Annotated in this window: 25 protein-coding genes; 4 read left to right on the top strand and 21 right to left on the bottom strand. The window is 64.0% G+C overall.

Going from position 1 to position 24,573, the window contains the following annotated elements; genetic code table 11:
* Positions 1 to 196 precede the first annotated feature (196 nt).
* Together OS914_RS07435 and OS914_RS07430 are read left to right on the top strand one after the other, a co-directional pair.
* Positions 197 to 826 carry a class I SAM-dependent methyltransferase gene (locus OS914_RS07435; RefSeq protein WP_267545410.1) on the top strand — a complete coding sequence of 210 codons (630 nt, stop codon included), beginning with the start codon at positions 197 to 199 and terminating at the stop codon, positions 824 to 826.
* Between the two features lie 185 nt (positions 827 to 1,011).
* Positions 1,012 to 1,773, top strand: a complete 762-nt coding sequence (locus OS914_RS07430) for an alpha/beta fold hydrolase (RefSeq protein WP_267545409.1) — start codon at positions 1,012 to 1,014, stop codon at positions 1,771 to 1,773.
* Positions 1,774 to 2,004: 231 nt separating this feature from the next.
* Here OS914_RS07430 and dapF read toward each other — a convergent pair whose 3' ends face one another.
* The 7 genes from dapF to OS914_RS07395 form a co-directional block, all read right to left on the bottom strand.
* Complete coding sequence (gene dapF, locus OS914_RS07425; protein WP_267545408.1) at positions 2,005 to 2,940, bottom strand: diaminopimelate epimerase; 936 nt, start codon at positions 2,938 to 2,940, stop codon at positions 2,005 to 2,007.
* 9 nt (positions 2,941 to 2,949) lie between these two features.
* A complete protein-coding gene (miaA, locus tag OS914_RS07420) occupies positions 2,950 to 3,855 on the bottom strand; it encodes a tRNA (adenosine(37)-N6)-dimethylallyltransferase MiaA (protein WP_267545407.1) in 906 nt (301 codons plus the stop codon).
* A gap of 2 nt (positions 3,856 to 3,857) precedes the next feature.
* Positions 3,858 to 5,426 carry a tRNA (N6-isopentenyl adenosine(37)-C2)-methylthiotransferase MiaB gene (miaB, locus tag OS914_RS07415; protein WP_267545406.1) on the bottom strand — a complete coding sequence of 523 codons (1,569 nt, stop codon included), beginning with the start codon at positions 5,424 to 5,426 and terminating at the stop codon, positions 3,858 to 3,860.
* A 50-nt stretch (positions 5,427 to 5,476) separates the two neighbouring features.
* Positions 5,477 to 6,790: a coiled-coil domain-containing protein gene (locus OS914_RS07410; protein ID WP_267545405.1), complete on the bottom strand. Its 1,314-nt coding sequence runs from the start codon at positions 6,788 to 6,790 to the stop codon at positions 5,477 to 5,479.
* 78 nt (positions 6,791 to 6,868) lie between these two features.
* Positions 6,869 to 7,378 (bottom strand): regulatory protein RecX, encoded by a 510-nt coding sequence (locus OS914_RS07405; protein ID WP_267545477.1) that lies wholly within the window; start codon positions 7,376 to 7,378, stop codon positions 6,869 to 6,871.
* Positions 7,379 to 7,416: 38 nt separating this feature from the next.
* Positions 7,417 to 8,469 (bottom strand): recombinase RecA, encoded by a 1,053-nt coding sequence (gene recA, locus OS914_RS07400; protein WP_267545404.1) that lies wholly within the window; start codon positions 8,467 to 8,469, stop codon positions 7,417 to 7,419.
* 194 nt (positions 8,470 to 8,663) lie between these two features.
* A complete protein-coding gene (locus OS914_RS07395) occupies positions 8,664 to 8,882 on the bottom strand; it encodes a DUF3046 domain-containing protein (RefSeq protein WP_267545403.1) in 219 nt (72 codons plus the stop codon).
* A gap of 40 nt (positions 8,883 to 8,922) precedes the next feature.
* Here OS914_RS07395 and OS914_RS07390 point away from each other — a divergent pair, with 40 nt between their 5' ends.
* Positions 8,923 to 9,522, top strand: coding sequence for a MarR family winged helix-turn-helix transcriptional regulator (locus tag OS914_RS07390; RefSeq protein ID WP_267545402.1), 600 nt, complete (start codon positions 8,923 to 8,925; stop codon positions 9,520 to 9,522).
* A gap of 39 nt (positions 9,523 to 9,561) precedes the next feature.
* Here the strand turns inward: OS914_RS07390 and OS914_RS07385 are convergent, their stop codons facing one another.
* From OS914_RS07385 to OS914_RS07365, 5 genes are all read right to left on the bottom strand, one after another.
* Positions 9,562 to 10,209, bottom strand: a complete 648-nt coding sequence (locus OS914_RS07385) for a 4a-hydroxytetrahydrobiopterin dehydratase (RefSeq protein WP_267545401.1) — start codon at positions 10,207 to 10,209, stop codon at positions 9,562 to 9,564.
* 84 nt (positions 10,210 to 10,293) lie between these two features.
* The gene (locus OS914_RS07380) at positions 10,294 to 10,731 is read right to left on the bottom strand and encodes a helix-turn-helix domain-containing protein (protein WP_324290628.1); all 438 of its coding nucleotides are present in this window, start codon (positions 10,729 to 10,731) and stop codon (positions 10,294 to 10,296) included.
* Between the two features lie 129 nt (positions 10,732 to 10,860).
* Positions 10,861 to 11,352 carry a CinA family protein gene (locus OS914_RS07375; RefSeq protein ID WP_267545400.1) on the bottom strand — a complete coding sequence of 164 codons (492 nt, stop codon included), beginning with the start codon at positions 11,350 to 11,352 and terminating at the stop codon, positions 10,861 to 10,863.
* Complete coding sequence (gene pgsA / locus OS914_RS07370; protein WP_267545399.1) at positions 11,349 to 11,942, bottom strand: CDP-diacylglycerol--glycerol-3-phosphate 3-phosphatidyltransferase; 594 nt, start codon at positions 11,940 to 11,942, stop codon at positions 11,349 to 11,351. Before pgsA ends, OS914_RS07375 begins: the two co-directional genes overlap by 4 nt.
* 93 nt (positions 11,943 to 12,035) lie before the next feature.
* Positions 12,036 to 14,999 (bottom strand): FtsK/SpoIIIE family DNA translocase, encoded by a 2,964-nt coding sequence (locus tag OS914_RS07365; RefSeq protein ID WP_267545398.1) that lies wholly within the window; start codon positions 14,997 to 14,999, stop codon positions 12,036 to 12,038.
* 479 nt (positions 15,000 to 15,478) lie between these two features.
* Here OS914_RS07365 and OS914_RS07360 point away from each other — a divergent pair, with 479 nt between their 5' ends.
* Positions 15,479 to 17,008: a fibronectin type III domain-containing protein gene (locus tag OS914_RS07360; protein ID WP_267545397.1), complete on the top strand. Its 1,530-nt coding sequence runs from the start codon at positions 15,479 to 15,481 to the stop codon at positions 17,006 to 17,008.
* A gap of 66 nt (positions 17,009 to 17,074) precedes the next feature.
* Here the strand turns inward: OS914_RS07360 and OS914_RS07355 are convergent, their stop codons facing one another.
* The 9 genes from OS914_RS07355 to OS914_RS07315 form a co-directional block, all read right to left on the bottom strand.
* The gene (locus OS914_RS07355; protein ID WP_267545475.1) at positions 17,075 to 18,736 is read right to left on the bottom strand and encodes a ribonuclease J; all 1,662 of its coding nucleotides are present in this window, start codon (positions 18,734 to 18,736) and stop codon (positions 17,075 to 17,077) included.
* 78 nt (positions 18,737 to 18,814) lie between these two features.
* On the bottom strand, positions 18,815 to 19,720 hold the full coding sequence (gene dapA / locus OS914_RS07350) for a 4-hydroxy-tetrahydrodipicolinate synthase (protein ID WP_267545396.1): 906 nt from the start codon (positions 19,718 to 19,720) through the stop codon (positions 18,815 to 18,817).
* A gap of 161 nt (positions 19,721 to 19,881) precedes the next feature.
* Positions 19,882 to 20,235 (bottom strand): VOC family protein, encoded by a 354-nt coding sequence (locus OS914_RS07345; protein WP_267545395.1) that lies wholly within the window; start codon positions 20,233 to 20,235, stop codon positions 19,882 to 19,884.
* A gap of 60 nt (positions 20,236 to 20,295) precedes the next feature.
* Positions 20,296 to 20,757: a hypothetical protein gene (locus OS914_RS07340; protein WP_267545394.1), complete on the bottom strand. Its 462-nt coding sequence runs from the start codon at positions 20,755 to 20,757 to the stop codon at positions 20,296 to 20,298.
* 2 nt (positions 20,758 to 20,759) lie between these two features.
* Positions 20,760 to 21,599, bottom strand: a complete 840-nt coding sequence (dapB, locus tag OS914_RS07335) for a 4-hydroxy-tetrahydrodipicolinate reductase (protein ID WP_267545393.1) — start codon at positions 21,597 to 21,599, stop codon at positions 20,760 to 20,762.
* A 10-nt stretch (positions 21,600 to 21,609) separates the two neighbouring features.
* Positions 21,610 to 22,152, bottom strand: coding sequence for a molybdenum cofactor biosynthesis protein MoaE (locus OS914_RS07330; RefSeq protein ID WP_267545392.1), 543 nt, complete (start codon positions 22,150 to 22,152; stop codon positions 21,610 to 21,612).
* Complete coding sequence (locus tag OS914_RS07325) at positions 22,142 to 22,639, bottom strand: MogA/MoaB family molybdenum cofactor biosynthesis protein (protein ID WP_420713893.1); 498 nt, start codon at positions 22,637 to 22,639, stop codon at positions 22,142 to 22,144. Before OS914_RS07325 ends, OS914_RS07330 begins: the two co-directional genes overlap by 11 nt.
* Positions 22,627 to 23,052, bottom strand: a complete 426-nt coding sequence (moaC, locus tag OS914_RS07320; protein ID WP_420713892.1) for a cyclic pyranopterin monophosphate synthase MoaC — start codon at positions 23,050 to 23,052, stop codon at positions 22,627 to 22,629. The genes OS914_RS07325 and moaC overlap by 13 nt, the downstream gene beginning before the upstream one ends.
* A gap of 146 nt (positions 23,053 to 23,198) precedes the next feature.
* Entirely contained in the window at positions 23,199 to 24,533 is a 1,335-nt protein-coding gene (locus tag OS914_RS07315; RefSeq protein ID WP_267545389.1) for a molybdopterin molybdotransferase MoeA, read from the bottom strand.
* Between the last annotated feature and the right edge of the window lie 40 nt (positions 24,534 to 24,573).

The following is a 24,573-nucleotide window of genomic DNA, read 5'->3' as shown; positions in this document are numbered from 1 at the left end:
GCCGCTCACGGTGCGTGGCGCAAAACCAACGGCAGGAGCGGGACAACCTCGTAAGGGCGGGAAACAGCCCAATTACAAAGTAAACATGCAGCGATACTACCAGTGGTCTATGCGGCGAGACCGAAAATTATGCGGGCGGCGGACGAGTTCGCCGTCGGATTCCGTTTCCGGCTCCCGCACACTAACGTGACAAACTATGGGCTCGGATCATTACTTCAGCGCACAACCGGCAGGGCCGGAAAAACGACGGCCTCTTCAGGTGGTCCTCGCCGGCCAGAAAAGGCAACTGACCACTGCGGCGGGCATCTTTAGCCCGGATGCCATCGACAAAGGAACGTCGATCCTCCTGGCCGACGCTCCGGCTCCGGCGGAGCGCGGCAATCTCCTGGACATTGGCTGCGGCTGGGGGCCGGTGGCGTTGACGCTGGCTTTACGCTCCCCTGCGGCCCAGGTCTTTGCGGTGGACGTCAATGAACGCTGCGTCGCACTGACCGGCGACAATGCGGATTCGCTCGGTCTGACCAATGTCACCGCCAGCCTCCCGTTGGACGTGGACCCGCTGCTGACTTTTAACACGATCTGGTCAAATCCGCCGATCCGGGTGGGAAAAGACGAGTTGCATGCGCTGCTCCGGCTCTGGCTGCCCCGGCTCGCCCCCGGCGGTTCGGCGTATTTGGTGGTGCAGAAGAACCTTGGAGCGGATTCACTGCAGCGCTGGCTGGCCGAGGAATTTCCAACTCTGGCTGTCGGACGGTTCAGCACGTCAAAGACGTTCCGGATTCTGGAAATCTCTTCCAAACGCCTCGGATCAGTCCCGCCGGACTAGGGCTGTCTCCTTATCCAGGATCTTGACTGAGGCAGTCCTTCTATTCCCCGGTTTGGTGCCGTTCAGGAATAACAGGGTCTGCCCGGATTACCAGACCATTGTGCAGGGCATTGACAGCGTGTCCTAACGCCGATAGCTTCCGTGGTACGAAATCTTGTTCGTGATCTCTGATCGGGAGTGCCGCCGTGGCCGCTGAATCCCTTGCTTACCTGGACACCGGTGGGGACTTTCCGACCATCGTTTTCATCCACGGAATGACGTTCTCCAAGGAGACGTGGGACCCGATCGTGGATCGGCTGAGGGATCGGTTCCGCTGCTTGGCCGTCGATCTGCCCGGGCACGGCGGATCTCCCGGGTCAGGTGCCGATCCGCAGGCAGTGATCGCGCGCATCCATGCCACGATGGTCGCCAGCGCGGTGGTTCGGCCGGTCGTCGTCGGCCATTCGGCCGGGGCGCTCCACGCCACCGCATACGCCGCCTTCCATGACACCGCCGGGGTGCTCAACGTCGATCAGCCCCCACGTGTTGGGCCCTTCGCCGGTTTCGTTCAGCAGCTGGCGCCAGCGCTCCGCGGACCGGACTTCGTCAAAGCTTTTGAACCCTTTGTTGCCAGCATTGGGGTCGGGAGGCTCCCGGAGCCCGAACGGACGCGGGTGCTCATGACACAACGCATCGACCAGCAACTGGTCCTCGATTATTGGTCCCAGCCCCTCATCGAAACCCCCGCCGATCTCCAGACCGGAATAGACCTGATTCTCGACCGCGTGAAAGTACCTTACCTGTGGCTTGCGGGAGGACTCGTCGATGACGCCGACCGGGACCACATAATGGCCCACGTCCCGCAGGCACGCATCGAGACCTGGTCCGATGTGGGCCATATGGCACACCTGGCCGAACCCGATCAATTCGCGGCCCGCGTATCGGAGTTCGTCATCGGCGCTGGGTGACTCGAGACACTGCGAGAGCCTCGCTATCCCGGCCATGGTCGAATCGATCGGAAAACGGCTCAGCCGAAGCCTCCAGATCTACTGCGAATGACGGCGCTTCAAGGGCCAGCCGTTCACTCCTGCGGGCCGGGAAACTTATGACCGTCGTGGCCAACCCAGGGAGCGGATCGCCGCCGCAAACGCGAAAGTGCCCGCGGCGGCCGCCCGAAGGTTCCGGCAGCCTTGAGTTTTTTAGCCGATAGTGCCGGTGGCAACGATAACTGCCGGCCCGCTGAGTTCCACGTGTTCCTTCCCATCGGCGCCGGGGAGGAACCTGACGCCCAAGTCACCGCCGGGGACACTAACCCGCCAGACATCCGGCGCCCCAGCGCCGGCCCAGAAGCGGATTGCCGCCGCGGCGGCGCAGGCGCCGGTACCGCAGGACAGGGTCTCCCCCACACCGCGTTCGTGGACACGCATGGCGATGACGCCGACGCCGTCGATCACCAGCGGATCGGCCGGGACGGCAAACTCCACGTTGGTTCCGTCCTCCGGCAGCGGATCCACGAGGGGCGCCCCCGTCAGATCCGTCGCGGCTAATTCATCGACGTGGGCCAGCGCGACGACGGTGTGCGGGTTACCCATACTGACTGAGATTCCCGGACGCGCCACGTCCAGGCCACCGGCGGTGACGAGCGAATCCATCCCGCGTGCATCCGCGTGTCCGGGCCGGATGAATGTCCACGGTCCCATATCCACCGCATACCCGCCCGGGGTGCGCAGGACGATCTTAGCGCCCCCGCGGGTGGCAATGGTCAGGGTCTGTCCAATCGAAAGCGAAACCAACTTCCGGGACCGCAGGAACTCAACAAAGACCCGAACGCCGTTGCCGCACATTTCCGAGACCGAGCCGTCCGCATTGCGATAGTCCATGAACCAGTGCGCCTCCGGGGCCTCTGCCAGCAGGGCCCGCCCCTCGGCAAGCGCCTCCGAACGCACCGCACGGATCAGCCCATCCGCCCCGATCCCGCGGTGCCGATCGCACAGCGCGGCGACGTGGTCCGCGGAGATGTCCCGAAGCCCGTCCGGGTCGGCAATTAAGACAAAATCATTCCCGGTGCCATGGCCCTTGGCAAAGTCAAGGCCCATGAGCCCCGGTAGTCCGGCGGCCTGTGGTTCAGTCGTCATCTCTTAACCCTACGTCAGCGCGATGCGGGCCAGCACTGCCGGCAGCAGATCCGCAGCGTCACTGTCGAACCAGCTGATCCGGGGATCAGCGCGGAACCACGTCAGCTGGCGGCGCGCGAACTGCCTTGTTGCCACCACCGTTTCCGCACTGGCCTGCCCTACCGTCGCGTCGCCGTCGAGCATTCGCAGGAACTGCTGATAACCCAGGGCACGGGAGGCAGTTTTGCCCTGCCGCAGACCGTCCCGATCCAGCCCCGCGACCTCCGCAGCCAGTCCCGCCTGAACCATCCGGGCGACGCGATCCTCCAACCTGCGGTACAGCACGGGACGTTCCACACTGAGCCCGATCTGGACGGTCGGCTGAAAATAGACCCGTTCGGGCATGAATGAACTAAACGTCCTGCCGGTGAGTTCGTGCACCTCCAGCGCCCGGACCACACGCCTGCCATCGCCTATCCTGCCGGCTGAGACCGGATCCACCGTGTGCAGGCGCTCCAACAGCGGCGCGAATCCGTGCTCCGCCAGTTCATGTTCGAGCCGCAGCCGGATATCCGGATCCGTCCCGGGAAACTCCAGCACGTCCACGGCCGCCCGGACATAAAGCCCTGAACCGCCGACCAGGACAGGCGTCTTGCCCCGCCGGTAAATGTCCGCAATGACAGCGCGCGCCACCCTCTGGAAGTCCGCCACGCTGGCCTCTTCACGCACCTGGAGAATGTCCAGCAGATGGTGCGGCACGCCCCGGCGCTCAGACACGCGCATTTTCGCTGTTCCGATATCCATGCCGCGGTAAAACTGCATCGAGTCGGCGTTGACAATCTCGCCGTCCAGCTCAAGGGCGACGGCGACGGCAAGGTCGGACTTCCCGGAACCGGTAGGACCGACGACGGCGACGACGGGCCGGCGCGCAGGCACGCCTAACCGACCAGCGGCGCCGGGAGCGCCGGCATGCCTAGGGCAACTGCCCTCCGGGCTCCCTCGGAACCGGCCTGCCCTGCGGACGGTGCGCCGCAGGTATCTGCCTGCGAGCGGTCCCAGGCGTCGCCGGCAGTGGAGCGGCGAACGCTGTACTGAGAACCGCTCTCTGGGTCGGCGACCAGATGGAACGCCGCGGCCGAGGTGATGGTCACGGTCACCAGATCGCCCGGGCGCGGAACAGCGCCGCCGTCGGGCACGGTGAAGTGCACCAGGCGCTGGTCCTGGGCGCGGCCGGAGAGACGGCGGGTCTGTGCTGCCTTGCGTCCGGATTGGGCCGTGACCATGACCTCGACTGTGCGCCCGATCTGGCGGGTGTTCTCCTCGGCAGCTATCCGGTCCTGCAGCGCGGTCAGACGTTCAAAACGTTCCTGGACGATTGCCTTGGGTAATTGGTCCGGCAGATCCGCTGCGGGCGTGCCGGGACGCTTGGAGTACTGAAAAGTGAACGCGGTCGCAAACCGGGACCGTTCCACCACATCGAGGGTTGCCTGAAAATCCTCCTCGGTCTCACCGGGGAAACCGACAATAATGTCGGTGGAAATTGCCGCGTGCGGCATTTGCTCCCGGACCCGGTCCAGGATGCCCAAGAATTTTGCGGACCGGTAGGAGCGCCGCATGTCTTTGAGGACCTTGTCCGAGCCAGACTGCAGCGGCATATGCAGCTGCGGCATAACATTGGGCGTCTGCGCCATCGCCTCGATCACGTCATCGGTGAAGGCCGCGGGGTGCGGGCTGGTGAAGCGCACCCGTTCCAGTCCCTTGATGTCGCCACAGGCGCGCAGCAGCTTGCTGAAAGCCAGCCGGTCACCGAATTCCACGCCGTAGGAGTTCACGTTCTGGCCCAGCAGGGTGACCTCAATGACGCCGTCGTCCACCAGGGCCTGGATCTCGGCCAGGATTTCGCCCGGCCGGCGGTCGCGCTCCTTCCCGCGGAGCGAAGGAACGATGCAGAACGTGCAGGTGTTGTTGCAGCCTACCGAGATGCTGACCCAGCCGGCGTAGACCGAATCGCGCTTAACGGGAAGCGTGGAGGGGAAGACGTCCAGCGACTCCAGAATCTCCAGTTGCGCATCGTCGTTATGCCGGGCGCGCTCCAGAAGAATCGGCAGCGCGCCCACATTGTGCGTCCCGAAAACCACGTCCACCCAGGGTGCGCGCTTGAGGATGGCGTCCCGGTCCTTTTGCGCCAGACAGCCGCCGACCGCAATCTGCATGCCCGGATTCGCCTTCTTGACCGGCGCGAGCATACCCAGGCTCCCGTACAGTTTGTTGTCGGCATTCTCACGCACAGCACAGGTATTGAAGACGACGACGTCAGCATAGTTTTCGAAGTGTCCGTCGGCGGGGCCGCCGGAGGCTTCAACCAGGCCTGTCGCCTCGAGCAGACCCGCCATCCGCTCGGAATCATGGACGTTCATCTGACAGCCGAAGGTGCGCACCTGGTAGGTGCGAGGGCGGGTCGTGTTGTCGGTGGCGGAATTTTCAACGCCGGAAATGGTCAAACTCACCCCACCAGCTTAAGACCTGCGCCGCGGTGGTCGTTAACCAGTGGCTTTTGTCAGTACCAATTGTGGGAGACCTCGTGGTCCCAGGCTCCGCAGGGGGATCCGTATCTGTCCCGGATATACCCCAAGCCCCAGTCAATTTGTGTCCGGTAGCTGGTCAGCCAATCGCTGCCCTGCGAGCCGTACTTGCTCGGCAACAGTGCCTGGGCAATGCCATAGGCCCCGCTGGACTGATTAGTCGCATTGGTCAGCCAGCCGGATTCCTGGATCCACAGCTGCACCAGGCACGGGAACTGATCCTGTCCCCAGCCGTTCGCCCCCAAGCGGGCCGAGGCGTAGGCCTTCGCCCCTGCGGGATCATTGATTTGGTTTCCCGGGATATTCGGCAGCAACACGTTCACGGGAATGTACCCGCTGCTGCCGGTGCTTCCGCCATCGGGAGAGCCTGAGGTTCCGGAGGCCGGCGCCCGAGGAGGGCCGGAGCCCCCGGTCCCGGCCGGGCTTGGGGCGCTGCTGCTGGTCACCAACTGCGTGGCAGCAGCTGCGGCAGCGGCCTTTTGCCGTGCCTGCTCCTCGGCCGCCGCCCGCTTGGCCTGCTGCGCCGCCTCGTAAACTGCCATGGCCACCTGGCCCTGGCGGTACTGATCTTCGGTGGCAACAGTGGAGTCCTTCAGGGACGCCAGCGCAGCCACGAGCTGCACGCTTTGCTGTTGTTGGAGAAGAACCTGTGCCTGCACGGCTGACCGCGCCGCCGCGGCGTCATCAAGCCGATGCTGGGCTTCGCCGGCGAGCCGCTCCCGCTCGGCCCGGGCCACCTTTTCCTGGTCGGCCAGCGACGTGGCCGTGCCCTGAGCCGCCGTGGACTTGTTGTACAGGGCGGTCGTCCTGTCGGTGACAATACCCAAAACATCCAGACGCTGCAGACCGTCCTTGCTTCCCAGCGCGTCGAGGGCGGCAAACAGGCCAAGGCTTGAGCCGCCGGATTTGTAACTTTGCGCCGCCAAGGTCCCGGCTTCCTTCTTGTATTGCGCCACAACTGTGCCTGCACTCTGCGCCTTTGCGGCGAGCAAATCCACCGTGGCGCTGGCGGAGTCAAGCCCGGCTTTCGCCTCGGCATAACTGGCTCCGGCCCTAACGGCGGCGTTACCGAGCTGGTCTGCCTGCCCCTGCAACCCGTCCAGCAGCGCGTTGATCCTCGTGATCTCGGAGGCTTTGGCGGATTCGTTTTGTTTCGCCGTCTGAACATCCTGCCAAGTCGGAAATCCACTCGGCGGGGTTGCCTCATCGGCGCTGGCCCGTCCGGCCAAAGCGACGGGTAGCACGGCACCGGACAGCAGTACAGCGGCCAGCAGGGCCGCTGTACTCATGACTCTCAACCAAGCGGTGGACGTGAACATATCTCGACCAGCATAACCGTAGCTTGCACCGGTTCCCCGCAGCCGTCATTAGTCCTGCTGGGGCCGGTCCCCATAAGCATCAATTTCCGTCGTCACAATGCTGAACGCCAAACCGGGGGCGTAACCCTTGCGCGAGAGCATGCCCACCAGGCGGCGCACATATTTGTCCCTTTCCGCACCGTCCGCAAGCGCCATTTCGGGACGGAGCTTGCGGCGTACCAGCGCAGCGGCCGAGCGCTGCTCGTCATCGTCCGTGAGTTGTTCGAGCGCCTGCTCAGCCCAGTCCCCGGAAATACCCTTCTGCGTCAGCTCCCGCCGGAGAGCCCCACGGGCCAAGGAACGCGTCTGCGCCCGGCTGCGGACCCACATCCGGGCGAATTCGGCATCGTCAACCAGTCGGACTTCTTCAAACCGGTCCAGCACCGCATCAGCGACGTCCTTGGGGATCTGACGCTCAGCGAGTTTGCCGGCCAATTGCGACCGGCTCTTGGCCGAACTCGTCAACTGCCGCAGCACGATCGCCCGCGCCACGGCGGCCGGATCCGCATCCGGGTCCATTTCGGCCTGCCCCCGGTTACCGGTCACTCGTGTCCTGCCTAAAAGCCGTCGACGGCTTTGAGCTTGGGTTCGGCATCCTCGGCGGCCTCTGGCTTGACCCCGACGCCCAGCTTTTCCTTGATCAGCCGTTCCAGCTCTTCGGTCAGTTCAGGGTTATCGCGCAGGAACCGGCGGGAATTCTCCATGCCCTGGCCGAGCTGATCGCCGTCATACGTGAACCAGGAACCCGATTTCTTGATGAGGCCGTGCTCCACGCCCATGTCGATGATGCCACCCTCGCGGGAGATGCCCTGGCCATAGATAATGTCGAATTCGGCGATCTTGAACGGCGGAGCCATCTTGTTTTTGACGATTTTGGCCTTGGTGCGGTTGCCCACCGCGTCCGAGCCTTCCTTCAGCGTCTGTATACGGCGTACATCGATGCGGATGGAGGCATAGAACTTCAGCGCCTTGCCGCCGGTGGTGGTTTCCGGGCTGCCGAAGAAGACCCCGATCTTTTCGCGCAGCTGGTTGATGAATATAGCGGTGGTCTTGGTCTGGCTCAGCCGGCCGGTTATCTTTCGGAGCGCCTGACTCATCAAGCGAGCCTGCAGACCCACATGGCTGTCACCCATATCACCTTCAATTTCGGCCCGCGGCACCAGCGCTGCGACCGAGTCGATGACGACAATATCCAACGACCCGGAGCCGATCAGCATGTCCATGATTTCCAGGGCTTGCTCACCGGTGTCCGGCTGTGAAACGAGAAGCGCGTCCACGTCAACGCCCAGCTTGGCGGCGTAGTCAGGGTCCAGGGCGTGTTCGGCGTCGATGAAGGCCGCAATTCCACCGAGTTTCTGTGCGTTGGCCACGGCATGCAGGGCCACGGTCGTCTTTCCCGAGGACTCGGGCCCGTAGATTTCCACTATCCGTCCGCGCGGCAGGCCGCCTATGCCCAGAGCGATGTCCAACGCGATGGAGCCGGTCGGAATGGTCTCGATCGGAACGCGGACCTCGTCCCCCAGCCGCATGATCGATCCCTTGCCGAATTGCTTGTCGATCTGCGCCAGTGCTGCTTGCAGTGCTTTTTCACGGTCTGCCGGAGCTGCCATGATTCACCTCGGTCTTTCCTTTTTTGCCATTTCTGGTTTTGCCATATCCGTCAATTGAGACGCTAGTCCAGGCCACCGACATTTTGAGCGGGAGGCTCCCGGGTGTGGACAACAACCGAACGGAATGCGTGCCATAGTCACCCTCTACAGGATATCCGCATACGAACAAATCTTCGAGTATAAAAGAGGGCGTGTCACGTTGCCGGGGTATCCTTGCCCAATCGACGATCAAGCGGAACATCCTGCATCTGGCACACCGCCAGCCACACCGACCGGGGATCCAGCCCCGCCTGAAGAGCCTCCTGCGCGCTGCGTCCGCCCGCCGTGTTCAACACCAGATCCCGGGCTAGAACCCGGGAATAGCCCGCACCGAATTCGTCATCCATCAAACGCCAAAAATCGCTTATTCGCACTCTTAGAGTCTCTCACGGTCCCCCGATCTACAATGAAGAAATGACTGCTTCAGCCCCTGGCTCGCATCCGGCCGACACCGCGCCTCCCGGAGCCGATCTGGCCCACCCCCGGCAAGCCCAGCCGCAAGCGCAGCCCGTCGACGACGACGACGCCGTCGACGCCGTCGAACGTCAATTGACGCTGCTGTGGCGCCGCGCCCGCTCGGTTTCGCTGAACCTCTCCCGCAGTGTTCATCCGGAGCTGGAACCGGCAGCCTATGGCCTTTTGACCATTTTGGTCCGCGAAGGTTCCATGCGGCTGACCGATCTCGCGGCGTGCATCGGGGTGGGTAAGCCCTCGGTCAGCCGGCAGGTGGCATTCTTGGAATCCATCGGGCTGGTCCGCAAGGAAGCCGACCCCTTGGACGGCAGGGCACAGGCGATTTTACTGACCGAAAGAGGAGCCGAACGGATGCGGGCGGTACATTCGGCCCGCAAGGACGCCTTTCGCTCCCAGCTGCAGCACTGGTCCCGAGCACAACTGCTCGATCTGGCCGAGCTGATGTCCAAGCTCAATGAAGATTACGGCCAGGAGTTTGCGGTCCGCGTGCCTAAAGACCTACGCAGAGAAACGGTCCGGGAGCCGCAGTCACCCCTCTAGCGGGCCCTGCACCTGTCGCCTGGGTCGTTTAATGATTTTTCACCGATCAAGGAACGTACACAGGCACACCTTATTGCCCTCCGGATCAGCCAGGACAACGAAGGCCGGCGCTCGGGAATCGTCGACCACGCGGCCACCCGCGGCGACCGCGGCGTCGATCCGCTCCTCTGCGACGTCGTGCGGGAGCCATAGATCGAGGTGGAAGCGTTGACGCGGAGCCTGATGTGGTTCTGTGTGCTGGAACCAGAGCAACGGTAGTTGACCACTGGCATCAACGACGTCATCGCCCCGCAGCCCGGCGCGGTTTCCGGTGAGGACGGCGGCCCAAAAGGGCCCGGTGGCGGCGAGGTCGGCGGTATCCAACGCGAGCTCGAGCTCGGTGACGGCCCTCGGGTCCGCGATGATCCCCAGCTCACGGGCGATCTCGCTGATCCGCGCAGCAAGGTCGAGGTCCCGGCGGGTGACCATGCCGGCGTCGTGACTGATCAGCTTCACCTCCACCGACGGGTAGGTCAGCGTGACCTCGGGATGATGATTGGCTGTCTCGGCGGCCCTGGCCACGGCCGTGACAAAGGCCAGGCCGCCGGTAAAGTCTCCGGTCAGGAACCGGCCGTGCAGGGCTTGGGCGAGCTTACGCCAATCAGCCAGTCCGGCATCGAGGATCTGTGCGCTGCTGAGCTTTTCCATGCCCCCATTGTGTCAATGAGCGTGCAGGCACGGAAGGGCCCGGCACCAGCGGTGTCGGGCCCTTCTGAGTTAAGTACTATAAAACTAGAACGCGTTGGACAGGAGATCCTTGCTCAGTTCAGTGGAGATTTCCTCGCCCAGGTCCCTGCCATAGCGGGCCGAGAACTCTTGCGGGACGGTGTCCGGGATCGAGACACCCTCGGCGATGGCCAGCCTGTCGCTGACCTCCCGGAGCATCAGTGACAGCGGAACCTCAAGGGCCGAACAGATAGAGGACAGCAGCTCAGAGGACGCTTCCTTCTGCCCACGTTCAACTTCGCTGAGATAACCCAGCGAAACACGCGCGTTATGTGAGACTTCACGGAGGGTACGACCCTGGCGTTGACGGACATCGCGCAAAACATCGCCGATTTCATGGCGTAAAACAACCATTTTGCGCTCTTTCTGCTCGTGCTTAGCCTCGGCCAAACCCACATCCCGCCAGCGCACTACGCCGTTTACGGATACGGGTTGCTTCACCATCGGTATCGCCTTACTCCCTCTTTGTTCGGTACAGCTACCGGCGTTGCCCGGTAGCCGTGTCGGCGGGCTGGTCATCCAATCCTAAGACCGGAACTCCCCTGCCCGCTTTCATTATGACTAACTATTAGGTCACGGGTTTTGTTCCCGGACCTGCGCCACCACTTGCTGCAGCAGGGACAATGCCTCATCACAGGCCTGCTGCCGGACGTCGGAGCGGACACCTGCGAAGTGGTATTCGTAGGCTTGGGCCACGCCGTCGAGCGCTATACCGATGTAAACACTGCCTACTGACTTTCCGCCGTGCGGTTCCGGACCGGCGACCCCGGTGGTGGATACGCCCACTCTGGCACCGGTGATCCGACACACCCCCAGCGCCATTTCCCGGACCACTTCAGGATCAACGGCCCCGGCGCTGTCCAGCAGTTCGGCGTTGACGCCGAGGACCGCGGACTTGACGGAATTCTGGTACGCCACGACCCCGCCCTGGAACATGCCCGATGCGCCCGGAACCTGGATCAGCGCCGCGGCTACCATCCCCCCGGTCAGGGACTCCGCCGTGGCCACGCTCAGTCCGGTAGCCGTTGCATCGGCAATAATCCGCGGAAGATCCAAAATAATCACGAGTGCCCCGCCTTTGCTGCCGTCCGCAACCGGAAGGCCTGAACGATGTAGTCGACGCCGGTGACCAACGTGACCAGCAGGGCGACAAGGATGACGACGAAGGCCACGATCCCCAGCCATGGGGCAATCGTGCTTAGCGGCAGCAAATAAAGGAATATTGCCGCTGTCTGCAGCACCGTCTTGAGCTTCCCCCCTCGGGAGGCCGGAATGACGCCGTACCGGATCACCACAAAGCGCAACAGGGTAATGCCTACTTCGCGCACCAGCATCAGGATGGTTACCCACCATGGCAGTTCCTGGAGCACCGAAAGAATTATTAGGGCGGAGCCAATCAGCAGCTTGTCAGCAATCGGGTCGGCGATTTTGCCGAAATCAGTCACCTGACCGCGCTTGCGGGCGATATCGCCGTCGAGCTTGTCCGTGTAAATTGCGACGGCGAACGCCAGAACGGCTACCCAGCGCCAGATCCCCTCCGCGCTGTTATCGGCCAGAAGGAACCAGATGAAGAACGGCACCAGCACAATCCGCAACATCGTCAGGATGTTGGGTAAATTCCATAGCTGCGCAACCGGCGCCGTCGATTCGCTCACCGTCTAAGGCTACCCGCCGAGGGACCCGCCGGCGGCCCTCGGCCGGTGGGAGGCGGGAGCCGCTACCCGCCGAGGGACCCGCCGGTGCCTCCCTCAGCGCCCGGTCAGGGACCAAGCGTCGGTGTCGCCGTCGTCGTCCTCCTCGGACGGCACATCCGCGCCGTCGTAGTACTCCACCGCCTGAGTACGGGCGGCAAGGTCATCCGCCACCAGATCGGGGCCGTAGCCGTGGTTCGCATTCGCGTTCTCCGCCAGTGCCGCTGTGGAGGGGTTGACCGGGGACTGGACCAGGGCGTCGTCCCCGCGCAAGGCCGCCAAAGTCGCTGCGAGGTCATCGGGCTTGACCAGCACGTCGCGGGCCTTGGACCCCTCAGAGGGCCCCACTACCCCTCTGGACTCAAGCAGATCCATCAGCCGGCCGGCCTTGGCAAAGCCGACGCGGAGCTTGCGCTGCAGCATCGAGGTGGAGCCAAACTGTGTAGTCACCACCAACTCGGTGGCCTGCAGCAGCACGTCCAGATCGTCGCCGATGTCGTCGTCGATCTGTTTCTTCGGCGCCTCGACCGCAACGTCCTCGCGGTAGACCGCCTGCAACTGGCCCTTCACATGTTCGACCACTTGGTGGATTTCGGATTCCGTGACCCAGGCCCCCTGCACCCGGATGGCCTTGGAGGCACCCATCGGCAAAAAGAGCGCGTCGCCCTGGCCGATCAGCTTCTCCGCGCCGGGCTGGTCCAGGACGACGCGGGAATCCGTCACCGAGGACGTCGCGAACGCCATGCGGGAGGGGACGTTGGCCTTGATCAGACCGGTCACCACATCAACGGAGGGACGCTGAGTGGCCAGCACCAGGTGGATGCCGGCCGCGCGGGCCAGCTGAGTGATGCGGACAATCGAATCCTCGACATCGCGCGGGGCGACCATCATGAGGTCCGCGAGTTCGTCCACAATAATCAGCAGATACGGGTACGGCTTGACGACGCGCTTGGAGTCCACCGGTGGGTGCACCTTGCCGGCGCGCACCGCCTTGTTAAAGTCGTCGATGTGCTTAAAGCCGTAGTTGGAGAGGTCGTCGTAGCGGGTGTCCATTTCCCGGACCACCCACTGCAGCGCCTCGGCGGCCTTCTTCGGGTTGGTGATGATGGGCGTGATCAGGTGCGGGACACCCTCATACGCGGTCAGTTCCACGCGCTTCGGGTCCACCATCACCATCCGCACCTCATCCGGGGTGGCCCGCATTAGAATGGAGGTGATCATCGAGTTGACGAACGAGGACTTGCCGGCGCCGGTGGCCCCGGCGACCAGAAGGTGCGGCATCTTGGCGAGGTTGGCCACCACAAAGCCGCCTTCCACGTCCTTGCCGACGCCCATCACCATCGGATGCTCATTGCGGCGCGCGTTCTGGCTCCGCAGCACATCCCCCAGCGAGACGGTTTCACGGTCCGTGTTGGGGATTTCGATCCCGATCGCGGACTTGCCCGGAATGGGCGAGAGAATGCGGACGTCGGCACTGGCAACCGCGTAGGAAATGTTCTTGGACAGCTGCGTGACCCGCTCGACCTTGGTGCCGGAACCGAGCTCTATCTCGTAGCGCGTCACGGTGGGCCCGCGGGAGAAGCCGGTTACCTGCGCGTCCACGTTGAACTGGGTGAGCGTATCGGTCAGGGCGGCGACGACGGCGTCATTGGCTTCGGAGCGTTCCTTCGGCGGTGTGCCTGGAGCCAGCAGCTCGGCACCGGGCAGCGTGTAGGTGACGTCCCCGGCGAGCGAGAGCTGCTCGGTGCGCTGCGGAATCGGCGGCTGCGCAGCTGGAACCCGGGACAGCACCGGAACCGTTGGTACGGCCACCGTGCCTGCAGCACCGGGACCCGTGGGAATCGAACCCGCGCCGGCACTGCCCGCAGCCACGGTAGAAATGGTTTCCGTCACCGGAGCCGCATCCGTACTGGTGGGCAGCCCTTGCCGCGCCTTGATCTTGTCGGCGGCGATTTCCGCCTGGGTGGGACGGCGGACTCCGGGAGCCACCGCCAACTCAGCCCGTACCGCAACAGCGCCGGCCGACGACGCAGGGTCAGTGGCATCGTCGTCCACCAGTGCGCGCTCAAAGGCTTCGTCTCCAACGTAACCGTCCAGCAGCGCGCCATCGTCGGGCCCGCGCTTGCGTCCGAACAGCCCCTTGCCCTTTTTCCGGCCGGACCGTGCATCGGTGTTCCGCCCGGACCCCTGGCCGTCCTCGTCGTAGAGGTAGCTCTGATCATGCCCCTCGGCGTCCGCTGCCGCCTCGTCCGGATACTGCCCCATCAGGGCCTCGTACAGCGCACGCAGCCGGGTCGGAATCGCACGGAACGGCGTAGCCGTCAGGATCAGCACACTGACAAACGCCAGCACGGACCAGACGGCCACGGCGAGCCAGACATTGACGCCGGCCAACAGCCCGCCGGCCAGGAAGCCGAGCATGCCGCCCGCGGCCTGCAGGTCCGCGAAGTCCCCGCCCGGCCCCGGCATGCCGCCACCGACGTGGGCCAGGCCCGTTCCGGCCAGGGTCAGCAGGCTAAAGCCGATGGCAACGCGATTGTTCCCCCGCACATCGGCGGGCCGCCGGAAGACCCGGATGGCGAAGATCAGCAGCATCGGCGGAAGGACGACGGCGAACCAGCCGAACGTACCGCGCAGCACACCGTGTACCCCATCAACGAATCCGCCGGTCAGCCCCCACCATTCGAAGGTCGCGATGAAGACGGCCAGCAGCACGAAGAACAGACCGCTGCCGTCTCGGCGTTCCTCCGGCGGCAGCGCACTCAGATCATGCCCCATCCTGCGGGCAACACCCCCGATGAGGTGCCCGATTCCTTGCCAACAGGCCGCAACGATCCGCGCCGGCCAGATGGGACGGCTTTCCGGTTCGGGCTCGGGCGTTTTTGCGCGCGACTGTGACCTCGGGTGGGTGCCCGAGTGCTTAATTGATGAGGCCGGCCGGTTGGTGGACTTCGGGGAGCGCCCGGAGGTACCGCCCGAACGGCCGGCAGACGGGCGGGCGGGGGAAGTTCTAGTCGCCATATCCACAAGCTTAGCCGGGCACCCAGTGGACCCCGGGATTTGGCCATCGCGGACGGGTCGCCGTTTCCTGCACAGCATCAGTGAATCCGCTGTGCGCACGAGCGGGCATCTGCGGGCTCGAAGTCGCCGCACGTGCGGCCTGGGCCGGGCGCCAACGCCTAATTACCCGTACCGGCACACCACCTCCTATTCCCATTCGTCGGCATTGTCGTTATGGTGCACGTAACTCAGGGGGGAATTTGACCAACCGATTGGCAGGGACCGGCGGCGCAAGCCCGAGCGGAACCTGCCGATAGAAGGGATTGCTGCAAGAGCAAGTGGGCATGTTGCTTTCCCATGTCTGTCTTTATGCGTTGCTTGCTCTCATACCTGGTCTCGAAACGGACGCTCCAGCTTCGTCGGTCAGGGATTTGTTGTTCTATTCCGAACCACTACCGGGCTGGCAGTCGTCCTCCTACTACGTCTAAGGAGAACGGAATATGCCCAGAATAAGATCTGCTTTGATAACCGCTGCGGCGACGGCAGCAGCGGTGATAGCCCTTTCTGGATTTACCCCACCGCCAACACCCGCCCTGGAGCGTGTCGCCGAGGTGTCGCAAGCCGCCCCGATCATGGGTATCGGCAACGCCAATGAAGATCCCTCCCCGCTGGAGCAGGCGGCCGGCATGAATGTGGGGCTGCACCGGATCTATTACGTCCTTCCCGGTGATCTTTCGGCAGCAATGAACCAGATCAAGATAGACCAGGCTAAGGGACGCATTCCCTGGGTGTCATTCAAGCTCAGGGGCTGCACCTGGGTCCAAGCGGCTGACGGGTGCGCCGACAGCTGGGTGAAGAACCTCAACACCGAGCTGGCCAAGCTCGACCCCAGTAAGCAGGTGTGGGTGACGATCCACCACGAACCTGAGACGGACGAGCCGACAGCCGGGTTTGCCCCCATGCAGGACCGGCTGCTGCCGCTACTGACCGCGCCAAACATCCGCACCTGGATCATCCTGTGCGGCTGGCATGAGACCTTCGATCCACGAAAAATCTATACATTCGAGGCGTTCTGGCCGAAAACAGCTAAACCGTATGGCATCGGAATCGACCCCTACAACTGGTACGGGAGCACCGGAACGACTTGGGATGAGGGTGGAAAGTTCTTCCCGATGACCAAAGCCTTCGCAGATTCCAAGGGCGTGAAATGGGCTGTCGCTGAATTTGGCATCGACACCGACGGCTACAACCTGACCAGCAAGGACGGCCAGCACTGGATCGATCGGGCCTACGCCGATGGTGTCAAGTATGGCGCACTGGCCATGGCGTACTTTGACACGGCGAAATCCAGCCCTCCCGGCACCGACTGGCGCCTCATCTCCCCGATCGGCAAGCAGGAGTCCTTCATCAAGGCGTTGAAGGCCTCCGTCGCAGCAAATTCGGGCACTGGCCCGACGCCGACGCCCACGCCCAGCCCAACGCCCACGCCAACGCCAACGCCTACTCCCCCGCCGGCGTCGTCGACGGTCGCCGTGAATCTTCGGGCCAATATGACCGGATCCAGCGCCGACCTGCAGTGGGATGCCGTCAACGGAGCCACCGGTTACCAGGTGTTCAAGAACGGCGTGTACTACGCATCCCTGACGGGCACACGCCAACTTATCTCCAACCTCAGCAGCAACACCTCCTACTCCCTTACCGTCAGATCAACGGTCAAGGGAGTCTGGTACCAGTCAGCGCCGCTGAAGGTGACCACCGGGTCCTCGGCAGGGACCGCGAACACGCCCACAGGCCTGCGGGCGACAATGACGAACACGAGCGCGGACCTTTACTGGAACGCGGTGCCGAACGCGACGACCTACCAGGTCTTCAAGAACGGCGTGCTAGACGTCTTTAGCTCAAACGCGCACGAGCTGGTCAGGAGCCTGACTCCCGGCACGCGCTACACCTTCATAGTCAAGGCGAAGGTCGGGGCGAGCTACTACGAGTCCGAGCCCATCACCGTGACGACAACCGGCACCGCTCCCTAGCTGCCGGCCAACCCAGCGCGGGTGCGCGCATAGTGCGCGCACCCGCGCTGGTTCGACGGCTCGTGCCTAAGCTTCCAGGACCACCGGAATAATCATCGGTTTGCGGCGGAGCCGGCGGTTCACCCAAGATCCAACTGTGCGACGGACCACTTGCTGCAACTGATAGCTGGTGTGGTCCTTGCCTGCCAGCACAGCTTCCTGAAGGGCTTCTTCGATCCGGGGCTTGATTTCATCAAAGACCGAATCGTCCTCCGCGACCCCGCGGGCGTGGATTTCCGGACCGGAGACAATCTTGCCGGTGGTCCTGTTGACCACCACAACGATCGAAATAAAGCCTTCATCCCCTAGGATCCGCCGGTCCTTCAGATCCGCGTCGGTGATTGCGCCGACGGATGAACCGTCGACGTAGACGAATCCGCATTCCACCTGGCCGACGATCTTCGCGATGCCGGCGGACAAATCGACGACGGTGCCGTCGTCGACCAGCAGGACGTGATCGGCCGGCACGCCGGTTGCCATCGCCAGCCTGCCGTTGGCAATCAGATGCCGGGTTTCCCCGTGGACCGGCATGACGTTTCGGGGCCGGAGAATGTTGTAGCAGTACAGAAGTTCCCCCGCCGCGGCGTGCCCGGACACGTGCACCTTGGCGGTTCCTTTGTGGATTACCTCGGCACCGAGCTTGAGCAGGCCGTTAATCACCCGGAAGACGGCGGTTTCGTTGCCGGGAATCAGCGAGGACGCCAAAATCACCGTGTCCCCGGCTCCCACGACGATGTTATGGTCGCCGTTGGCCATCCGGGACAGGGCGGCCATCGGCTCACCTTGGGACCCGGTCGACATCAGCACCACCTTGTTGTCCGGTAGCTCCGCGATGTTCTTCAGGTCCACCACGACGTTCCCGGGAACGTGCAGATAGCCCAGTTTGGCGGCAATCGCCATATTGCGGACCATCGACCGGCCAACAAAAGCGACCTTACGCCCGTGCAGCGCGGCGGCATCGAGGACCTGTTGAACACGGTGCACGTGGGAGGAAAAGCTGGCCACGATGATTCGTTTGCGGGCCTGCCCAAACAACCTGTCCAAGGTAGGGCCAATCTCCCGCTCTGACGCGGTGAAACCGGGGACATCCGCGTTGGTGGAGTCCGCCATCAGCAGATCGACGCCCTCTTCACCTAGCCGGGCAAAATGACGTAAATCGGTGATCCGGCCGTCCAGTGGCAGTTGGTCCATCTTGAAGTCGCCGGTGTGCAGCACGTTCCCGCCAGCGGTGCGGATGAAAACGGCCAGCGCATCCGGAATCGAATGATTTACCGCGACAAATTCACATTCGAACGGGCCAAGCCGTTCAACGCCGCCGGCGGCAACGCTCAGCGTGCAGGGTTTAATACGGTGTTCAGCGAGCTTAGCCTCGATCAATGCCAGCGTCAGCTGCGAGCCGATCAGCGGGATGTCCGCACGCAGCCGCAGCAGGTACGGGACCGCCCCAATATGATCCTCGTGGCCGTGCGTCAGGACAATGGCGAGAACGTCCTGGAGCCTGTTCTCGAGGTAGGAGAAGTCCGGCAGCACCAGGTCCACGCCGGGTTGTGTCTCCTCCGGGAACAGCACGCCGCAGTCGACGATCAGCAGTTTCCCGCCAATTTCGAAGACGGCCATATTACGGCCGATCTCCCCCAGCCCGCCCAGCGGCACAATCCGCAGCGTCTCGGGAGCAAGCGGCGGCGGCATCCGCAGGCCGCCCAAGGATGTCTGCGGCGTAGTTTCCCGGCTGGCAGCCGGCTGCACCGCACCGATGTCAGCCAACGGTTAAAATTCCATTCCCGCTTCGGCGAGATCGGCCTTGATGACGTCAATGTCGGCCTGGCCCGGTTCCACCAGCGGCAGCCGAACCACCGAATTGGATAGTACGCCCTGCCACTTGAGAATCTGCTTGACGGACACGGCACCCTGGATATGAGTCATCACGGCCCGCACCACCGGATCCAGCTCAAAGTGCACGAGGCGGGCGGTGGCAAAGTCACCGGCGTGCGCCGCGTCAATGAGGGCGCGGAATTTCTTCGTGGCAACGTGCGCGGAAACGCTGACGAGTCCGACGGCGCCGGCGGCCATCCAGGGCAGCGTCAGGCCGTCGTCGCCCGTGTACACGTCGAGATCGGTATTTGCCATCACCCGCGTCGCGGCGGAAAAATCCGCTTTCGCATCCTTGAGCGCAAGGATCCGGGGGTGGTCCGCCAGCCGGATAATCGTCTCCGTGGCGATCGGGACACCGCTGCGGCCGGGAATGTCGTACAGCATTACCGGAAGCTCAGTCGAGTCCGCCACCGCCTCGAAATGCGCCTGAATTCCGGCCTGGCTCGGCTTGTTGTAATAGGGCGTGACCAGCAGCAGCCCGTCCACCCCCAACGCGGCGGCACGCTGGGAAAGGCTGATCGAGTGGCGCGTGTCGTTGGTGCCGGTCCCGGCGATTACCTTGGCACGGCCGCCGACGGCGCCCACGATTGCCTCGAACATGCCGAGGTTTTCGTCATCCGTCAACGTTGACGTCTCACCGGTTGTTCCGGTGACCACCAGGGCGTCGCATCCGTCGTCCACGAGCCTGCCGGCAAGTTTGGCCGCCTGCCGATAGTCCACGGCACCATCGGCGGTAAAGGGAGTAACCATCGCGGTTACCAGCGTCCCAAAGGGAAAATTGCGCGTCTGTGACTCAGCCATGGCTAAAACGTTACCCGGTCCGTCGCCGGTTTGACGCAACGCTTACCGAGCAGCGGCCTGCGGACACCCTAATCCGGCCAACGAAGACCGCATCGTTTTCCAGAACTTGGCCGCAACATCCTGGACCGTCGTTTCGGGTTGATTGCCCTGCGCCGGGAGTTTTAGTCCCGGTGGTTCACGATGTTGATCACGGTACCGTCCGGTGCCCTAAGGAAGAACCGGCGCACACCCCATGACTCTGTAGTTATTGGATACACAATCTCGTAGCCGAGTTGCTGAGCTTCTTCATAGGCGCCTTCAATGTCATCCGTGTGGACGGAAATGACCGAGTCTTCCGGTGAGGTTGCGTCGTGCGTAACTAGCTGTACGGTCGTTCCCGTATCGGGGGAAACATAACGTGCCACCCAGCCCATGTTGAAGTCCTCGGTACTCAGTCCCAGATAGCCGGTGTAGAAGCCCTTCGCTGCCTCAACGTCAGCCACCCGAAGGTTCGTGATGATGCTTGTGGCGCGCATGCCGGCACTCCTGTCTGCAACGGATGTTCCTTCATACGCTACACGGCGCCGTTGCTGCGGTCAGCGGTCTGCGGCGGCCGGGGCAGCGCGGAACATGGTGATGGCCGCACGCATGGTTTTGCGGGCCCGCGTTCTGTCCCCGGAGGCATCGTAGGCGCAGGAAAGCCTAAACCAGGAACGCCAGTTCTCCGGGGCAGCTTCGGCTTCCAGCTGATACTTCGCAAATTCTGCGTCCGCGGCCGCGCGGACAATCCTGCCGCCGGGAGTACGGGGCAGGTCATCCACCGGCAGACCGCCCTCCGCTTCCAGGATTTTCGCCAGCCGTTCCATCCGCGCGCCGAAGAGCAATTCGCGGACCAGGGCCCAGGCGCCCACTAGCGGCAGCACCAGATACGCGGCACCGAGGCCTTTAGAGGTCAGGTTGGGGTCCGCGAGCAGCAGGAAGGCACGCTGCACCATGATCACCAGATACAGGACCAGCAGCAGGCAGATGAGCCCGACCCAGACTTTTGTTTTCGACATTCTTAGGCCTCCAAGTCCAGATAACCGTCAAGCCCGATGGTCAGACCGGGACGGGACGCGACGGTTCGCACGCCGAGTAGGACACCGGGCATGAACGATGCCTGCGTGAACGAGTCATGGCGGATGGTCAGCTGCTCGCCGAATCCGCCCAGGAGCACCTCCTGATGGGCGGTCAATCCGGCCAGCCGCACGCTGTGCACCCGGATGCCGGCCACCGAAGCCCCGCGGGCGCCGTCGAGCGCGGTTTCGGTAGCATCCGGCGACGGCGGCACCAAAGCCTCCGCGCGGGCTGCGGCGATCAGCCGCGCGGTACGCAGGGCCGTTCCGGAGGGGGCATCGATCTTGCGCGGATGGTGCAGCTCAATGATCTCCACCGAATCAAAATACTTGGCGGCGGTAGCGGCGAACCTGCTCGCCAGCACGGAGCCGACGGCAAAATTCGGTGCAATCAGCACGCCGGTGTCCGGATGCTCCGCCAGCAGGGAGCGCAGCGCATGCAGTTTTTCATCCGTCCACCCAGTGGTGCCCACGACAGCGTGCATGCCGTGTTCGACGGCGAACCTGACGTTGGACTCGGTGGAATCCGGAACGGTCAGGTCGATGACGATCTGTGCACCCGCCGTCAACAATGTCTCCAGCGGGTCGTTGCGGCCCAGCGACGCGACCAGTTCAAGGTCCGGCGCGGCGTCGACGGCCTTGACGGCTTCCTGCCCCATCCGTCCGCGCGCACCCAGCACCGCCACCGGCACCAAAGCGCCCGTTGACCCACCGGGCTGCTTGGCGGAGTCCTGCCGGTCACCCGCGAACTCGTCAGTGCGGATATTGCGCCCGTATTCAGTCATACCGCCCAGTTTACCGGCGGTCGGAGCCCTGTCCGGCACCGACCCATTCAACCGTGCCGTCCGCGAAGAACTGCTCCTTCCAGATCGGCACCTCCTCCTTTATCCGGTCCACCAGCGCATCGCAGAGGCTGAAAGCCAGCTGCCGATGCGGGGTTGCCACGGCGCATACCAGCGCGGCGTCGCCGACTTCCAAGGGGCCTACCCGATGCGCAGCCCAGATCCGGATATCCGCCTGGTCTGAGTTTTTGTGCTCTGCGTTTTTCGGCCCTGCGCTTACCTGATCGTTGTCCTGGTCTGCGCTACTGTGGCCGTCCTTGGCGCGGTCAGCGGCGTATTCAGCCACGACAGCTGCCACCACATCAGCCATCACCCGTTCGGCGCTCGGATGCGCCGAGTAGCCCAGTCGGTGCACGTCCTTGCCGCCGTCGTGATCGCGCACCACGCCGCTGAAGCTCACCACGGCCCCACAGCCGGGGGCTTGGACGGCGGCAATGGCCTTATCCACGCTGATCGGAGCTGCACTCAACAGTGCCGTAATAATTTCAGTGCTCATGACTGCCCTCCAATTGATCGCAGATATGCTCCAGCATCGGCGCCAGGACGGCCAATCCGTCCCGAATCCCGCCGGCGGAGCCCGGCAGGTTTAGCACAAAGGTCCGTCCGGAGACGCCGGCGTAGCCTCTGCTCAGCGCCGCCGTTGGTGTCTTGACGGACCCCGCCGCACGGATCGCCTCCATGATGCCTGGAATCTCGCGTTCCAGCAGCGGCCGCGTCATCTCCGGCGTCAGGTCATCCGCGCTCAGTCCGGTGCCGCCACTGGTGATAATGACGGCGGGACGCTGGCTGAGCATCCTCTGCAGCGCATCGTGGACGTTCTCTCCGTCCGGCACTATCTGCGCCGGGAGCAGCTCGAATCCACGCGAGGCCAGCCATTCGCCGATCAGCGGGGCACTGGCGTCCGGATACGCCCCGGCAGCGGCCCGGGTGGAAGCAATGACGATTCCGGCCACCCGGCGTGGGGCGGCGTTCACAGCGCCCAGTCCCCGCTCTTGCCGCCGCTTTTCGCCAGCACCCGGATATCCGTAATGACCGCATGTTTATCCACGGCTTTGATCATGTCGTACACACTCAGCGCCGCCACGCTCGCCGCCGTCAATGCCTCCATTTCCACACCCGTCACGGAACGCGTCTTGACCGTCGCCTGCACCGTGATCGAGGAATCCGAAAGCTCAAAGTCAACGGTGACCTTGCTGATCGGCAGCGGGTGGCACAGCGGGATCAGCTCCGGTGTCTTCTTGGCTGCCATGATCCCGGCCACCCGGGCCACGGCCAGGGCGTCGCCCTTGGGAAGTTCGCCGGCCCCGAGCAGCGCCATAACCGCCGCCGTCGTCGTCACCACCGCCTGCGCAGTGGCCTGCCGCGTGGTCTCCGGCTTGCCCGAAACATCCACCATCTGCGCCGTGCCATCGGCACGCAAATGAGTCAGGCCATCGGCACGCGACTGAGTCAGGCCATCGGCACGCAAATGGGTCAGGCCGTCGGCACGCGCCTGCGTTTGTCTGTCGTCCGGGGCGGCTTCCGGCGGGATCGGTGAATTACTCATAGCAGCCATACTTCCACCTCTTCCCCCGCGGCAACGTCCGTTACCTGGGCCGGGACGTGAATGAGCGCGTTTGACGCTGCAAGCGCACCGAGCAGATGCGATGACGGGCCGCCCTCGGGACGGACGGTGGGGTGAGCCGCAGCGCCCCCGTCTTCGAAAACGGCCCGGCGGATCTGGTGCCTGCCTGCTGGCGAGGTCAGCGCTTCGGTCAGCGCCGTCATGATCCTGACCCGTGGCCGTGGAGCTCCAATGAGCGCCGTCAGGGCCGGCCGCAGGAACATCTCGACGGACATCACCCCGCTCACCGGGTTCCCCGGAAAACCCAGGAAGGGTACGCCGTCGAAGGTTCCCAGCCCCTGCGGGCCACCGGGTTGCATCGCCACGGAGACGAAATCCACCTGCTCTCCGGCCATCCCCTGTTTCACCACCTCATAGGCCCCGGCGCTGATGCCACCGGTGGTCACGATCGCGTCCACCCCGCCGGCGGACAGATGCTCCCTGACCGTCTGCAGAAACATCGCGGGATCATCGGGCACCAGCCCCGCCGGCAGCACTTCCACGCCCCCCTCGAGCAGAGCGGCCTGCAGCAACATCGAATTGGCATCATAGATCTTGCCCGCCGGAAGCTCGGCTCCCGGCGGCAACGTTTCGGGCAGGACAACCTCGTCCCCCGTGGTCAGCAGCAGAATCCGGGGTTGGCGCCGGACGGACAGCGTCGTCAGTCCCAGCGCGGCGGCCAAGCCGAGGTGCCCGGCCGTCAGCCTCGTCCCCGCCTTGATGACGAGCTCGCCGCGGCGCACGTCGCTGCCGGCGGCACGGACAAAGGCCCCGGCCGCGGTGGCAGGCAGCGCGACGGTTTGGCCGGAACCCGGTGCTACGACCGGGAAAAGCGGAGGAATGGCCCGTTCCACCGGGACCACAGCGTCCGCGCCCACCGGCAACATGGCGCCAGTCATGATCGGCGCCGCCTGGCCGGGAAGCAGCGCGGGCGGAACGGCACCTGCGGGGATGGCCGCGGCCAGCGCGAGCTCCGATCCATGTGCGCCCCCCGCACCGTCGGAGCTGTTGGCGTCTGAGGTGCTGACGTCCGGGCTGCTGACGTCCGGGCTGCTGACGTCTGGGCTCTTCACCTCCGCGCTGTTGACCGCGAACCCGTCCATCTGTGAGTTGGCGAATGGCGGAAGATCCAGCGGGGCCAGCAGATTCTCCGCAGCCACCCGACCCAACGTCGCGATCAGCGGCAGCGGCGTGCCGCCGTCGAACTTTCCGGCCCATGCGTCACTCAACAGCGACAGCACCGCCAGCTGATGTTCGGCAACGGTTCTGCGCATGGCCCATCCTTTTCACTAGCGGTTCCCCACTAGCTTGCCA

The sequence above is a fragment of the Arthrobacter endolithicus genome (assembly GCF_026627425.1).
Classification (GTDB): Bacteria; Actinomycetota; Actinomycetes; order Actinomycetales; family Micrococcaceae; genus Arthrobacter_M.
Note: the sequence above shows the minus strand (reverse complement) of the source record. Positions and strands in the feature narration are given on the sequence as shown.

Coding starts and splice junctions, on each gene's coding strand:
- OS914_RS07380 (WP_324290628.1), bottom strand. CDS start 10,731: ATGGTGAAGCAACCCGTATCCGTAAACGGCGTAGTGCGCTGGCGGGAT.
- OS914_RS07410 (WP_267545405.1), bottom strand. CDS start 6,790: ATGAGTACAGCGGCCCTGCTGGCCGCTGTACTGCTGTCCGGTGCCGTG.
- OS914_RS07390 (WP_267545402.1), top strand. CDS start 8,923: ATGACTGCTTCAGCCCCTGGCTCGCATCCGGCCGACACCGCGCCTCCC.
- OS914_RS07355 (WP_267545475.1), bottom strand. CDS start 18,736: ATGCCGCCGCCGCTTGCTCCCGAGACGCTGCGGATTGTGCCGCTGGGC.
- OS914_RS07315 (WP_267545389.1), bottom strand. CDS start 24,533: ATGCGCAGAACCGTTGCCGAACATCAGCTGGCGGTGCTGTCGCTGTTG.
- moaC (WP_420713892.1), bottom strand. CDS start 23,052: ATGGTGGATGTTTCGGGCAAGCCGGAGACCACGCGGCAGGCCACTGCG.
- OS914_RS07405 (WP_267545477.1), bottom strand. CDS start 7,378: ATGGACCCGGATGCGGATCCGGCCGCCGTGGCGCGGGCGATCGTGCTG.
- recA (WP_267545404.1), bottom strand. CDS start 8,469: ATGGCAGCTCCGGCAGACCGTGAAAAAGCACTGCAAGCAGCACTGGCG.
- OS914_RS07330 (WP_267545392.1), bottom strand. CDS start 22,152: ATGAGCACTGAAATTATTACGGCACTGTTGAGTGCAGCTCCGATCAGC.
- OS914_RS07365 (WP_267545398.1), bottom strand. CDS start 14,999: ATGGCGACTAGAACTTCCCCCGCCCGCCCGTCTGCCGGCCGTTCGGGC.
- dapB (WP_267545393.1), bottom strand. CDS start 21,599: ATGACTGAATACGGGCGCAATATCCGCACTGACGAGTTCGCGGGTGAC.
- dapF (WP_267545408.1), bottom strand. CDS start 2,940: ATGACGACTGAACCACAGGCCGCCGGACTACCGGGGCTCATGGGCCTT.
- OS914_RS07340 (WP_267545394.1), bottom strand. CDS start 20,757: ATGTCGAAAACAAAAGTCTGGGTCGGGCTCATCTGCCTGCTGCTGGTC.
- OS914_RS07435 (WP_267545410.1), top strand. CDS start 197: ATGGGCTCGGATCATTACTTCAGCGCACAACCGGCAGGGCCGGAAAAA.
- OS914_RS07385 (WP_267545401.1), bottom strand. CDS start 10,209: ATGGAAAAGCTCAGCAGCGCACAGATCCTCGATGCCGGACTGGCTGAT.
- OS914_RS07360 (WP_267545397.1), top strand. CDS start 15,479: ATGCCCAGAATAAGATCTGCTTTGATAACCGCTGCGGCGACGGCAGCA.
- dapA (WP_267545396.1), bottom strand. CDS start 19,720: ATGGCTGAGTCACAGACGCGCAATTTTCCCTTTGGGACGCTGGTAACC.
- OS914_RS07345 (WP_267545395.1), bottom strand. CDS start 20,235: ATGCGCGCCACAAGCATCATCACGAACCTTCGGGTGGCTGACGTTGAG.